The sequence below is a fragment of the Streptomyces sp. NBC_01298 genome (assembly GCF_035978755.1).
GTDB lineage: Bacteria > Actinomycetota > Actinomycetes > Streptomycetales > Streptomycetaceae > Streptomyces.
Genome location: NZ_CP108414.1, coordinates 4,260,857 through 4,273,579, shown reverse-complemented (window position 1 = coordinate 4,273,579; position 12,723 = coordinate 4,260,857). Strand labels below are relative to the sequence as shown.

At 70.8% G+C, this 12,723-nt stretch carries 11 protein-coding genes and 1 tRNA gene; 7 read left to right on the top strand and 5 right to left on the bottom strand.

The genetic code is table 11. The features are described 5' to 3' along the window. Positions 1-25: 25 nt before the first annotated feature. From OG730_RS19260 to OG730_RS19235, 6 genes are all read left to right on the top strand, one after another. On the top strand, positions 26-1,495 hold the full coding sequence (locus tag OG730_RS19260) for a vanadium-dependent haloperoxidase (RefSeq protein WP_327305385.1): 1,470 nt from the start codon (positions 26-28) through the stop codon (positions 1,493-1,495). Between the two features lie 292 nt (positions 1,496-1,787). Beyond that, a complete protein-coding gene (locus tag OG730_RS19255; RefSeq protein WP_327309335.1) occupies positions 1,788-2,315 on the top strand; it encodes a DM13 domain-containing protein in 528 nt (175 codons plus the stop codon). A gap of 103 nt (positions 2,316-2,418) precedes the next feature. Further along, entirely contained in the window at positions 2,419-3,423 is a 1,005-nt protein-coding gene (locus OG730_RS19250) for a PucR family transcriptional regulator (RefSeq protein ID WP_442815202.1), read from the top strand. A gap of 128 nt (positions 3,424-3,551) precedes the next feature. Then, positions 3,552-4,061, top strand: a complete 510-nt coding sequence (locus OG730_RS19245) for an NfeD C-terminal domain-containing protein (RefSeq protein WP_327305383.1) — start codon at positions 3,552-3,554, stop codon at positions 4,059-4,061. A 94-nt stretch (positions 4,062-4,155) separates the two neighbouring features. Further along, a complete protein-coding gene (locus OG730_RS19240) occupies positions 4,156-5,679 on the top strand; it encodes a flotillin family protein (protein WP_327305382.1) in 1,524 nt (507 codons plus the stop codon). 96 nt (positions 5,680-5,775) lie between these two features. Continuing rightward, on the top strand, positions 5,776-6,267 hold the full coding sequence (locus tag OG730_RS19235) for an SRPBCC family protein (RefSeq protein WP_327305381.1): 492 nt from the start codon (positions 5,776-5,778) through the stop codon (positions 6,265-6,267). Between the two features lie 9 nt (positions 6,268-6,276). Here the strand turns inward: OG730_RS19235 and OG730_RS19230 are convergent, their stop codons facing one another. The 4 genes from OG730_RS19230 to OG730_RS19215 all read right to left on the bottom strand — a co-directional run bounded on the left by OG730_RS19230 (position 6,277) and on the right by OG730_RS19215 (position 9,671). Continuing rightward, positions 6,277-7,764 (bottom strand): SulP family inorganic anion transporter, encoded by a 1,488-nt coding sequence (locus OG730_RS19230; RefSeq protein WP_442814957.1) that lies wholly within the window; start codon positions 7,762-7,764, stop codon positions 6,277-6,279. A gap of 126 nt (positions 7,765-7,890) precedes the next feature. Further along, positions 7,891-7,964, bottom strand: a tRNA-Pro gene (locus OG730_RS19225). Positions 7,965-8,004: 40 nt separating this feature from the next. After that, positions 8,005-8,697 carry a Pr6Pr family membrane protein gene (locus tag OG730_RS19220; RefSeq protein ID WP_327305379.1) on the bottom strand — a complete coding sequence of 231 codons (693 nt, stop codon included), beginning with the start codon at positions 8,695-8,697 and terminating at the stop codon, positions 8,005-8,007. A gap of 35 nt (positions 8,698-8,732) precedes the next feature. After that, on the bottom strand, positions 8,733-9,671 hold the full coding sequence (locus OG730_RS19215; protein ID WP_327305378.1) for a metallophosphoesterase: 939 nt from the start codon (positions 9,669-9,671) through the stop codon (positions 8,733-8,735). Between the two features lie 79 nt (positions 9,672-9,750). On the opposite strand from OG730_RS19215, the gene OG730_RS19210 reads away from it, so the two are divergent. After that, complete coding sequence (locus OG730_RS19210) at positions 9,751-10,212, top strand: GatB/YqeY domain-containing protein (protein ID WP_327305377.1); 462 nt, start codon at positions 9,751-9,753, stop codon at positions 10,210-10,212. Between the two features lie 78 nt (positions 10,213-10,290). Here OG730_RS19210 and OG730_RS19205 read toward each other — a convergent pair whose 3' ends face one another. After that, positions 10,291-12,573, bottom strand: coding sequence for a transglycosylase domain-containing protein (locus tag OG730_RS19205; RefSeq protein ID WP_327305376.1), 2,283 nt, complete (start codon positions 12,571-12,573; stop codon positions 10,291-10,293). Positions 12,574-12,723 lie beyond the last annotated feature (150 nt).

Genomic DNA, 12,723 nt, shown 5'->3' with positions numbered 1-12,723 from the left:
GCCTTTGATCAAAGGGAGTCGAGCCATGTCCGAGATCGTCAGCACCCCCCGCCGCACCCTGCGGAGCGCCACCCGCCGGAGCACGCTCCAGTACCGCGCCCTCGCGGCCGCCGTCGTTCTGGCCGCGACCGGAACGGTCCTCGTCGCGGCCCCGCAGCCCGCCCACGCCGCGCTGCCGGCGCAGTCGATAGCCGACCCCGTGCACTACTGGAACGACGTGCTGCAGAACGTCTTCCGCCGGGTCGGCGGCGGGCCCGTCCCGATGGCCAGATCGGCCGCGATGATGAACGCCGCGATCTACGACGCGGAGTCCTCGTACCAGCTGAAGTGGAAGGGCAAGATCACCTCGGAGCCGTACATCAAGGCGGAGAACTACGCGGGCTGGGTCGAGGGCCCGGACGAGGAGGAGCGCGTCATCGGCCGCACGGCCTACAACATCCTCCTCGGCCTGTACGGCAACAAGCAGAGCCGCTACGCGGACCAGACGCAGTACCTCGACGCGCGCTTCCGCGAGCGGTTCGGCACCGAGCCCACCTCCGGCGACTTCCTGGACCTCTCCGTGGTCGGCCCGATGGTCAAGCAGATGACCGACGCCCGCACCGGCGACGGCTCCGACAACCCCCAGGTCTACGTGGGGGACAACAAGCCGGGCGCCTGGCGGCCGACGAGCTACCCGGACATGCCCGACGCCTCCTGCGACGAGGACAGCGACGCGGTCAGCCCGTTCTACGGCCAGGTCAAGCCGTTCTCGCTGGCCTCCGGTTCCCAGTTCCGTCCCACCACCCTGACCCAGTACGGCTCGTACGAGGCCCTGGTGGCGAGCGACGAGTACAAGCGGCAGGTCGACGCGGTCCGCACGGCCGGCGCCGACAAGCCCACGGCCGCCACCCCGGTCGTCAACCGGACCCCGGACCAGCTCGCCGCGGCCTGGTTCTGGGCCAACGACAACAATGGCACCTACAAGCCGCCGGGCCACATGCTCCAGGCCACCCGCGAGGTCGCCAAGGCCCGAGGCCTCGGGGTCTACGCGAACGCCCGCCTCTTCGCCCTCGTCTCCCTCGCCATGGCCGACACCGGGATCGCGGTCCGCGACGCCAAGTTCTCCACCCCCATCGACCTGTGGCGGCCCGTCTCGGCGGTCCGCGAGGGCGGCCTCGACCCGCAGTGGAAGCCGCTGCTGAAGAGCCCGACGGGCGTCAACGTCAGCCCGTGCTTCCCCGCCTACGTCTCCGGGCACGCCTCCTTCGGCGGCGCCTGGGCCGGAGTCATGAAGCGCTACTTCGGCAGCGACAACCTCTCCTTCGACCTCACCACCGACGAGCCGCAGGCCCCGGTCAAGACCCGCCACTTCACCAGCTTCAGCGCGGCCGGCAAGGAGGACGCCGACAGCCGGATCTGGCTCGGCGTCCACTACCCGTGGGACGCCGCGGACGGCCTCGTCCTGGGCGACAAGATCGCCAACCAGGTCTTCACCACCAAGCTCCGCACCCTCTGAGCCGACCTGACCGGCCGGCCTGCGGGCCCGATCCGACGGGCCCGGCCTGACAGGCACGGCCCCACCCGGCCGGATGACGTAAGCCTTTCGTCATCCGGCCGGGCCTGGTCCCATCCCGTGCCCGCGCGTTGAATGTCCACGACGGCCGGCCGGCCGAACGCGAGGAAGGGCCCGACGAGTGACGCAGAACCCGGCGCGAGACGAGCCGAGGGACGAGCCGCAGAACCAGCCGCGGAACCAGCCGCAGGACCAGCCGCGGAACCCGGCGAAGAAGCGGGGCGTACTCCGGCTCCTGACCGTCCTCGCCCTCCCGGCGGCCCTCCTGCTGGGCCTCGGCCTGTACTGGTTCCAGCCGTGGAAGCTCTGGCAGGACGCCACGGTCAACGAGTCCCTCCCGGCGGCGGCCCCCGCCGCATCCCCGCCCCCGGCCACCGCCCCGAGCGCCACCCAGGCCGCCCCCGCCACCCCCCGAACCCTCGCCCAGGGCACGCTGATCAGCCACGAGCACGACACCACCGGCACCGTGAAGCTCATCCGCCTCCCGGACGGCTCCCACACCCTGCGCCTGGAGAACCTCGACACCAGCAACGGTCCCGACCTGCGGGTCTGGCTGACGGACGCCCCGGTGAAGGAGGGCACGGCGGGCTGGCGGGTCTTCGACGACGGCAAGTACGTCAGCCTGGGCAAGCTCAAGGGCAACAAGGGCGACCAGAACTACGCGCTCCCGGCCGACGTGAACCCGTCCGACTACGGCAGCGTCACCATCTGGTGCGACCGCTTCGACGTCTCCTTCGGTGCGGCGGCCCTCACCACCGTGTGACCCTTGTCCCCGTATCAAGGACGCGTCACGGACGCGTAGGGATCGGGGGAAGAGCGTGGCGGAACCGCAAGCACCGGAGGACCGCCTCCCGGGGTACGCCGACATGCTCGTCGCCGCCTGCGCCACGGGCCGCCGACTCACCCGCGACGAGCTGGAGTCACGCCGCGCGGAGGGCGAGCGGGCGGCGGAGGCCGGGCTGGCGCTCCGGGCCCTGATCCGCGAACACCTGGCCGCGGCGCAGCTCGTACGGCCCCTCCCCGCACCGGGCCCGCTCCTGTCGGCCGTCGAGCAGGCGGTGGACGCCTTCGTCGAGGGCTACGAACGCGCCCAGCAGCAGGCGGTGCGCCAGGAGGAGGCGGCCCGCCGGGAGTTCATCGACGACCTCCTCTACGGCGGCAGCGACCTGGGCCGGCTGGCGGAGCGCGCCGAACGCTTCGGGCTGCGCCTCTCGCAGTCGCACGGCGTGGCCGTGGCCACCGGCCCCGAGCCGTACGGCGACGGCTACCCCGTGGCGCGCGGGATCGAGTCGGCGGTCCTCGCCCGGTTCCCGGGCCGGCAGATCCTGCTGACCACGAAGGACGGCCGGCTGATCTGCGTGGCCCCCGGGGACCAGCCCGAGGTCCTGGCGCACTTCGCGAAGCGGGCGCACGCGGCCACCGACGGCGGCCGGGTCGGGATCGGCCGCTCTCACCCGGGCCCGGGCGGGGTCGTCCACTCCTACGAGGAGGCCCTGAACGCCCTCGACCTGGCCCGCCGGATGGACCTGGACGGCCCGGTGCTGCACGCCGCCGACCTGCTCGTCTTCCCCGTCCTGACCCGGGACCGGCAGGCCATGGCCGATCTGGTGGAGAGCACCCTCGGCCCGCTCCGCGCGGCCCGCGGCGGCGCGCATCCGCTCCTCGACACGCTCACCGCGTACTTCGACAGCGGCTGCGTCTCCACCGAGGCGGCCCGGCGCCTCTCGCTCAGCGTGCGCGCCCTGACGTACCGGCTGGACCGCATCCACACCCTCACCCGGGCCGATCCCGCCGATCCGCTGAACCGCTACACGCTCCAGACCGCCGTGATCGGAGCCCGCCTGCTGGGCTGGCCCGACGGCGACGCGTGACGTAGGCCGCCCGCGGGGTGCGTCAAAGAGGCGTAAAGATTGCCGAAGGCAGGCAATGTGCGTAGCGCCCCTCCGGTGAAACGATGCCGGTGTCCGGCGTAAACGTCACGCGGGCGGGAGGTGTGTCCATGGGGTTGTTTCTTGGTCTCGGCATTGCGGGGATCGTGCTGCTGGCTCTCTCCCTGCTGCTCGACGGGGTGCTGGAAGGCATCTTCGACGGCGCGCTCGACGGACTGTTCGACGGCTGGCTGTCCCTCCCGGTGCTCGCGGGCTTCGTTTCGATGCTCGGGTTCACCGGGGCGATCGTGCTCGGGACCACGGGGTCCGGGCCGGTCCCGGCAACCGCCGCCGGCACGCTCGCGGGGGCCGGCGCGGGCTGGGCGACGTACCGCCTGAGCCGCGCCCTGATGCGGGACCGCAGCGGGGCCGCCCCGCACCAGGACTCCCTCGTCGGCTCGACCGGAACCGTGGTCACCGCGATCCCGGGCTCCGGCTACGGCGAGGTCCTCTTGCGCCTGGCGGGCCAGCCCGTGAAGTACGCGGCGACCGCCGAGGGCCCGCTGGCCCGCGGCGCGGAGGTATGGGTGACGGCGGCCCCGTCGTCCACCTCCGTCAGCGTCCGCCCCGTCGAGCACTGACCACCCCGAGCCGTCGGGTCAGACCACCACCACCACCAACATCACCATCACCATCACCGATCTGCTCCCACGGGGGAGGCAGAGGGGATCTGTCATGAGCCCAGTCGTCACCGCGGTCGTCGGAGTCGTCGTACTCCTCGTCCTGCTCGCCCTGGTCGTCGTCACGCGCTACAAGGTCGCCGGACCCAGCGAGGCGTTCATCATCACCGGCCGGCGCGGCAAGCGTTCCACCGACCCGGAGACCGGCCGGATATCCACCGACACCACCGGCCAGAAGGTCGTGGTCGGCGGCGGGGTCTTCGTGGTCCCCTTCGTGCAGCAGCGCTACACCCTCGACCTGTCCAGCCGGCACATCCCCGTCGCGGTGCGCGGCGCGGTCACCCTGCGCGGCATCAAGGCGAACCTCGAAGGCGTCGCGATCGTCAAGGTCGGCGGCAACGAGGACGCCATCCGGGCCGCCGCCCAGCGGTTCCTCCAGCAGCAGGACGGCATCGTCGGCTTCACGCAGGAGGTCCTCTCCGGCGCCCTGCGCGCGATCGTGGGCCGCATGTCGGTGGAGGACATCATCCGGGACCGGGCCGCCTTCGCGGGGCAGGTCGCCGAGGAGGCGGAGGCCAGCCTGTCCGGGCAGGGCCTGGTCCTGGACGCCTTCCAGATCCAGGACATCACCACCGAGGGCTCCTACCTGGAAGACCTCGGCCGTCCCGAAGCCGCCCGCGCCAAGCAGGAGGCCGACATCGCCGAGGCCAACTCCCGCCGGGCGGCCGAGCAGGCCCGCCTGAAGGCGGAGGAGGAGATCGCGGTCGCCGAGCGCACCCTCTACCTGCGCCAGGCGGAGATCAAGGCCGAGACCGACGCGGCTGCCGCCCAGGCCAACGCCGCCGGTCCGCTGGCCGAGGCCGACCGCCAGCAGCAGATCCTCGGCGAGCAGGAGAAGGTGGCCGAGCGGCAGGCCGCCCTGACCGACCGCCAGCTCGACACCCAGGTCCGCAAGCCCGCCGACGCCCGCCGCTACGAGGCCGAGCAGGAGGCGGAGGCCAAGCGGGTGGCCCGCGTCAAGCAGGCCGAGGCCGAGCGCCTCGCGGCCATCGCCGCGGCCCAGGGCGAGGCCGAGCGCGCCCGGCTCACCGGTGAGGGCGAGAAGCAGCGCCGCTCCGCCCTGGCCGAGGCCGAGGCCATCGAGGGCGCCAAGCGCGGCGAGGCCGAGCGGGCCCGGCGTGCCGCGATCGCGGAGGCCGTGCGCCTGGAGGGCGACGCGGAGGCCGCGGCCATCCTGGCCCGGGGCTCGGCCGAGGCCGAGGCCATGCGGAAGAAGGCGGAGGCCTTCGAGACGTACGGTGACGCGGCGATGATCCAGATGATGGTCGAGGTCCTGCCCCAGGTCGTGGCCAAGGCCGCCGAACCCCTCTCCGCCATCGACAAGATGACCGTCATCTCCACCGACGGCGCGAGCAAGCTCTCCCGCACGGTCACCGACAACGTCGCCCAGGGCATGGAGCTCCTGAGCTCCACCACGGGCGTGGACCTGTCCGAACTCCTGAAGGGCCTGGCCGCCCCGAAGGCCTCCCCGGCCCGGGAGACCCCGGCCCTCAACGGGAAGGTCGAGATCACCGGCTGACCCCCGGGAGCCGGCCACCGGGCCCGGCCCGCATTCGGCCGAGCCGCCCGCCGAGCCGCCGCCGCACCATCACGCTGTCGCGGGAGACTGGCCACCATGACCACTCCCGCGACCCCGATGGACACCGTCACGCTGGAGCGCCGCATCGCGGCCCGCCCGGAAACCGTCTTCGGCTTCCTCACCGACCGGGACAAGTGGCTGTCCTGGATGGGCGGCGACGGTACGTTCTCCTTCGAGCCCGGTGGCCCGTACCGCACCCGGATCACCGGCGAGAACGTGGCGTCCGGCAGCTTCCTGACGGTCGACCCGCCGGAGCGGCTCGTCCTCACCTGGGGCTGGGAGGGGGCCGGCACACCCCTGGCGCCCGGTTCCACCCGGCTGGAGATCACTCTCGAACCGGCCCTCGAACCAGCACTCGAACCCACCCCGGCGGGCACGGTCCTCCACCTCCTCCACACCGGCCTGCCCACCTCGGAGGCCTGCGAGGCGCACGCGGAGTTCTGGCAGCACTACGTCGACCGCCTCTCCCTGCGCGCCGAAGGCGGCGACCCCGGCCCGGACCCGTGGACGCGCCGGCCCACGGGCTGACGCGGCCCGTCAGTGACCCGCTGACAGCTCGCCGCTGAGGGTTCCGTGCAGCAGGGCGCTGTGCTCGTTCAGCCCCGTGATCTCCACGCTCTTGCCGCGCCGGCGGTACCTCTCCTCGATGGCGTCGAGCGCGGCGACGGAGGAGGCGTCCCAGATGTGGGCCCCGGCGAGATCGATGACGACCTTGCCGGGGTCGCCCGCGTAGTCGAACCGCCCGACCAGCTCGTTGGATGAGGCGAAGAACAGCTCGCCGGTGACCGAGTACACCACCATGCCCCCCTCGGGATCGGTCACCGAGGTGACGTCCGCCAGGTGCGCGACCCGTTTGGCGAAGACGACCATCGCGGTGACCGACCCGGCGACGACACCGACGGCGAGGTTGTGGCTGACGACCACGCACGTCACGGTGACGACCATGACGGTGATCTCCCCGGCCGGCATCCGCTTCAGCGTCCTCGGAGCGATGGAGTGCCAGTCGAAGGTGGCGAAGCAGACCATCACCATGACGGCGACGAGCGCGGCCATCGGAATCTCGGAGACCACCGGCCCGAAGGCGATGCACAGCACCATCAGGAAGACGCCGGCGAGGAAGGTCGACAGCCGGGTCCGCGCCCCGGACACCTTCACGTTGATCATCGTCTGGCCGATCATCGCGCAGCCGCCCATGCCGCCGAAGAACCCGGTGACGATGTTCGCGACGCCCTGACCCACGGACTCACGCGTCTTGCTCGACCGCGTGTCGGTGATCTCGTCGACGAGCTTCGCCGTCATCAGCGACTCCATGAGCCCCACCACCGCCATGGCCAGCGCGTACGGGGCGATGAGCGTCAGTGTGTCCAGGGTGAACGGCACGTCCGGCAGACCGGGCACCGGCAGCGCGGACGGCAGCGCCCCCTTGTCCCCGACGGTCGGCACCGCGATCCCCGCGGCCACGGTGACGACCGTGAGGATGACGATGGACACGAGCGGAGCCGGTACCGCCTTGGTGACCTTCGGGAAGAACACCATCAGCCCGAGCCCGCCGGCGAGCAGCGGGTACACGGCCCACGGCACGTCCCGCATCTCGGGCACCTGGGCCATGAACACCAAAATCGCAAGGGAGTTGACGAAGCCGACCATCACCGAACGCGGCACGAACCGAACCAGCTTCGCCACCCCGAGCGCCCCAAGCACGATCTGGAACACACCGCCGAGGATCACCGCGGCGATGAGATACCCCAGCCCGTGCTCACGGTTCAGCGGCGCGATCACGAGCGCCACCGCCCCCGTGGCGGCGGAGATCATCGCGGGCCGCCCACCGACGACCGAGATCACCACGGCCATGGTGAACGAGGAGAACAGCCCGATCGCCGGATCCACCCCGGCGATCACCGAGAACGAGATCGCCTCGGGTATCAGCGCCAGCGCCACCACCAGCCCACCGAGCACCTCGGTCCGCAGCACCTTGGGCGAGAGCCACGCGGACCGCGCGGACAGGGAAGCAGCAAAGGAAGGCACGGGCAAGGACCTCAGGTTCGGCGAGAACACCCGAACCACTGGGCGGGTGCGCGGAGAACGACTCCAGAAACACAGGAAGGGCCTGACCCGCAATGCGGATCAGACCCTTGACCTGGTCTTACGAAGTCGGGGTGGCGGGATTTGAACCCACGACCTCTTCGTCCCGAACGAAGCGCGCTGCCAAGCTGCGCTACACCCCGATGTCCACCCTTGCAGCGCTTGCTGCCCTGGCGACATCGATTACTTTAGCGGACCCTCGGCCGGAGACGAAATCCGGTTTTCGCGTGGCGGCCGGTAGCGGTCGGCCGTGACCAGGGCGAGGCCGAGGGCGTAGAAGGCGAGGCCCAGCACCACGGCGTTCAGCGCGACCCGGGCGTAGCCGTACTCGGCGGCGTCGATGAAGGGGTACGTGTACCGCGACGGGACGTCGGGGGAGAGCAGGGCGCCGCGGATCAGCGCGAAGACCACGTAGAGCAGGGGGTACGCCAGCCACTGCGCGGCGTAGCGGGGGCGCAGGGTGCGGGGGGCGGTCAGGAAGAGGAAGTCCAGGACGGCGCCGATGGGGGTGACCGTGTGGAGGAGCTGGTTGGCGACGGACTTCGCGCCGGTGAGCTTGTCCAGGTCCTCCAGCACGTTGAAGGGGCTCGACGGGTTGGCCAGGACCAGGTGGAAGACCAGCCCGGTGATCAGGATGAAGAGGAGCACCCCGCCCCGCCAGAAGGGGGCCACGTCCGGCTCGCGCCGGTACACGCGGTGGGCGGAGAGCCCGAAGGTGACCGCGACCAGGATGTTCGTCCAGATCGTGAAGAAGCTCAGGACGACGGGCACGCTGCCGTACGCGCACTCGATGACCAGGCCGGTGACGGCCGCGGCCGCGATCAGCGCGCGGAAGGCGACGGTGGCCGGGAGGCGGAATGCGCCGGATGTGATCATCCGGTCAACGTACCGGCGGACCGGGCCGGACCGCGTCAGGCCTTCGGGGTCAGCGTCAGCAGTGTCGCCTCGGGCGGGCACGCGAAGCGCACCGGGGTGAAGCGGTTGGTCCCGCAGCCCGCCGATACGTGGAGGTACGCGCGCTGCCCCTGCGTCTCGTGCGTGGAGAGGCCCTTCACCCGCTCGGTGTCCAGGTCGCAGTTGGTGACGAGCGCTCCGTAGAAGGGGATGCACAGCTGCCCGCCGTGCGTGTGGCCGGCCAGGATCAGCGGGTACCGGTCGGCGGTGAAGGCTTCGAGGACGCGCAGGTACGGGGCGTGGACGACGGCCATCGAGAAGTCCGCGTCCGTCTCCGGCCCGCCCGCGACCTTCGCGTACCGGTCGCGCTTGATGTGCGGGTCGTCCAGGCCGGTGAAGGCCAGCTCCATGCCGTCGAGCTTGAGCCGGCCCCGGGTGTTGGTGAGGTTGACCCAGCCGGCCGCGTCGAAGGCGTCCCGCATTCCCTCCCACGGGTTGTGGACGGCGCCGACGACCGGTGCGTTGCCGTTCAGCCCGTGCCGGCCCTGCGTCTTCTCCAGCAGGTAGCGGCCGGGATTGCGCAGCCGGGGGCCGTAGTAGTCGTTCGACCCGAAGACGTACACGCCGGGGAAGTCCATCAGCGGGCCGAGCGCGTCGAGCACCTCCGGCACGCCCTCCGTGTCGGAGAGGTTGTCGCCCGTGTTCACCACGAAGTCGGGGCGCAGCCCGGCGAGGGACTGCAGCCAGGCGCGCTTCTTGCGCTGCCCGCCGACCATGTGGATGTCCGAGACCTGCAGGACGCGCAACGGGCGCATCCCCTGCGGGAGCACGGGGACCGTGACCCGGCGCAGGCGGAAGGACCGGGCTTCGAAACCGGCGGCATAGGCCAGACCGGCGGCCCCCGCCGCGGCGATCCCGGCGGTGACCTTCAGAGGTACTCCGTAACGCGCACGCATGCCCATATGTTCGCAGACCCGGCAACCCCGCCGGGAAACCGGCGGGCGCCGGAGCCCCCGCACCTGGCAGACTCGGGACATGACCACGCTCAAGGCCAAGCTCCAGGAAGACCTCACCACCGCCATCCGCGCGCGCAACGAGCTCGCCTCGTCCACGCTGCGCCTGACCCTCTCGGCCATCACCAACCAGGAAGTCGCGGGCAAGGAAGCCCGGGTGCTCTCCGACGAGGAAGTCCTCAAGGTGATCGCCAAGGAGGCGAAGAAGCGCCGCGAGGCCGCGGATGCCTTCGCGCAGGGTGGCCGTCCCGAGCAGGCCGCGCGGGAGACCGCCGAGGGCGAGTTCCTCGACACCTACCTGCCCAAGCAGCTCGGCGAGGCCGAGCTCGACGCGATCGTGGCGCAGGCCGTCCAGGAGGCCAAGGCGGCGGGAGCCGAGGGGCCGCGGGCCATGGGCGCCGTGATGAAGATCGTGAACCCGAAGGTCGCGGGTCTGGCGGAGGGCGGGCGCGTCGCCGCCGCCGTCAAGAAGCACCTGTCCTAGGGAACGCGGGAGGGCCCCCAGCGATCCGGATCCGGATCGCTGGGGGCCCTCCCCCTTTTCGCTACGGGCCTACGGCGCCTAGTCGCGGCCGCCGATGATGCCCGGCGGGAGCGTGATCCCGCCGAGCGGGTCGTCCCCGCCCGTGCCGCCCGTGTCCCCGCCGGTGGTTCCGCCGGTCTGACCGGCGGTCCTGCCGGGCTTGCCGTCACCGGGCTTGCCGTCGCCGCCCCGGCCCGGCTTGCCGGGCTTGGTGGGCTTGCCGCTGGGCTTGCCGCCGGGGGACGGGGTCGGGGTGTCGGGGATGTTCACCGTGGTGAAGCTCGGGGCCTCGCGGCCGGCGAGCGCGCCGGAGACGGCCTGCTTCCAGATCGGGCCGGGCAGGCCACCGCCGAAGACCTTGTCGTAGTACTGGCCGCCGATGGTGATGTTCTCCATCGACACCTGCTTGGCGCCGCCGGAGCCGACCCAGGTCGCGCCGGCCATGTTCGGGGTGTAGCCGACGAACCAGGCGTTGTAACGGCTGTCGGTGGTACCGGTCTTGCCCGCGCTCTGCCGGTCGGTCAAACCCGACTGCTGGCCCGTACCGGAGTCGACCACGCCGAGCAGCAGCGTGTTGATGGTGTCGGCGGTCCTCTCGGTCATCGCGCGCCCGCACTTGGACTTCGGGACCGTCAGTGCCTTGCCGTGCGAGTCGGTGATCGACTCGATGGTGACCGGGGTGCAGTACACGCCGCGGTTGGCGAAGGTGGCGTAGGCGTTGGCCATGGTCAGCGGGGACATGCCCTGACTGCCGAGCGCGATGGCGGGGACCTCGGGGAGCTTGACGCCGTCGGCCTGGATCACGCCGAGCTTGGCGGTCATCTCGGTGACGGGGCACAGCCCGATCTCGGAGATCATCTCCACGAAGTAGGTGTTGACCGACTTGGCCATCGCCTCCTTCATCCCGTACGGGCCGACCTCGGACTCGGTCTCGTTCTCCACCCGCGCGGCCGGACGGTCGCTGTTGACCCAGGGCTTGTCGCCGCAGGTCCGTACCGGGCTCGGGTACTCCATGTCGTACGGGGACTGGTACATCTTCGTCGGAGGCAGTCCGCCCTCCAGGGCCGCGGCCGCGACGAAGGCCTTGAAGGTGGAGCCGGTCGGGAAGCCGAAGTTCGAGCCGCCCATCTTCTTGTCCACCGAGAAGTTGATCTGGGTCTCGTTCTTGCCGAAGCCGTACGGCTTGGACTGGCCCATGGCGAGGACCCGCCCGGTGCCGGGCTGGACGAGGGTGACGGCCGTGGCGACCTTGTCGTCCTGGTCCACGTGGTCCTTGATGGACTCGTTGACGGAGTCCTGCGACTGCGGGTCCAGGGTCGTGCGGACCGTCAGGCCGCCCTGGTTCCAGACCTTCGCCCGCTCCTCGCGGGTCTTCCCGAAGGCGGTGTCGTCGAGGAAGGTGTTGCGCACGAAGTCGCAGAAGAAGCCGGCGCCCTTGACGGCGGTGATGCAGCCGTTCTTCGGCTTGGTCACCTTCAGCTTGAGCGGCTTCGCCTTCGCGGCGTCCGCCTCGTCCTGCGAAATATCCTTTATGTCCGCCATGCGCTGGAGGACGATGTTGCGGCGCTTCGTCGCCTCCTGCGAGTCGTTCACCGGGTCGTACCGGCTCGGCGACTGCACGACGCCCGCCATCATCGCCGACTCGTCCAGGGTCAGGTCCTTGGCGGCCTTGCTGAAGTAGCGCCGGGCGGCGGATTCGATTCCGTACGCCTGCTGCCCGAAGTACGTGATGTTGAGGTAGTTCTCGAGGATCTTGTTCTTCCCGAGCTCCTCCTCGACCTGGATCGAGTACTTCAGCTCGCGGATCTTGCGCCCGAGGCTCTTCTCCTGGGCCTCGCGCACCTTGGTCTCGTCGTCGCCGGCTTCCTCGACGAAGACGTTCTTCACGTATTGCTGCGTCAGCGTCGACGCGCCCTGCGCCGCGCCGCCCTCCTGGGCATTGCGGTTGACCGCGCGCAGGATGCCCTTGAGGTCGATCGCGCCGTGCTCGTAGAACCGGGAGTCCTCGATCGCGACGATGGCCTTCTGCATGTACGGGGAGATGGCCGTGATGGGGACCACCTGCCGGTCACGCGAATAGACCGTGGCGATCAAGCCACCCTCTGAGTCCAGGATCGTGGTGCGCTGGCTCAACGGCGGTGTCTTGAGGTTGGCCGGGATCTCATCGAACCCTTCGACCGTGCCCTTGGCCGCGAGCCCCAGGGCGCCGGCGCCCGGGATCGCGATGCCCGCAAGTACAACTCCGGAGAGAACGGACACACCGAGGAACTTGGCGGCCTGCTGTGGCCCCGTGAGCCCGCCGCCCGAGCGCTTCTTTCCCATGGAGGGCAGCCTACGTTCTCATTCGCCGGACACGCGCGAATGCCTTGGCCTAAGCTGTCCTCAACTGTCACAGCAGTGCGGTGGGACATCAACCCCCCGGCTTGTTTTTCACCCTTCCCGAATGGGGTGGACGCATGTCCGAATCTCGCC

Coding starts and splice junctions, on each gene's coding strand:
- OG730_RS19260 (WP_327305385.1), top strand. CDS start 26: ATGTCCGAGATCGTCAGCACCCCCCGCCGCACCCTGCGGAGCGCCACC.
- OG730_RS19250 (WP_442815202.1), top strand. CDS start 2,419: ATGCTCGTCGCCGCCTGCGCCACGGGCCGCCGACTCACCCGCGACGAG.
- OG730_RS19205 (WP_327305376.1), bottom strand. CDS start 12,573: ATGGGAAAGAAGCGCTCGGGCGGCGGGCTCACGGGGCCACAGCAGGCC.
- OG730_RS19210 (WP_327305377.1), top strand. CDS start 9,751: ATGACCACGCTCAAGGCCAAGCTCCAGGAAGACCTCACCACCGCCATC.
- OG730_RS19240 (WP_327305382.1), top strand. CDS start 4,156: ATGAGCCCAGTCGTCACCGCGGTCGTCGGAGTCGTCGTACTCCTCGTC.
- OG730_RS19245 (WP_327305383.1), top strand. CDS start 3,552: ATGGGGTTGTTTCTTGGTCTCGGCATTGCGGGGATCGTGCTGCTGGCT.
- OG730_RS19220 (WP_327305379.1), bottom strand. CDS start 8,697: ATGATCACATCCGGCGCATTCCGCCTCCCGGCCACCGTCGCCTTCCGC.
- OG730_RS19235 (WP_327305381.1), top strand. CDS start 5,776: ATGACCACTCCCGCGACCCCGATGGACACCGTCACGCTGGAGCGCCGC.
- OG730_RS19215 (WP_327305378.1), bottom strand. CDS start 9,671: ATGCGTGCGCGTTACGGAGTACCTCTGAAGGTCACCGCCGGGATCGCC.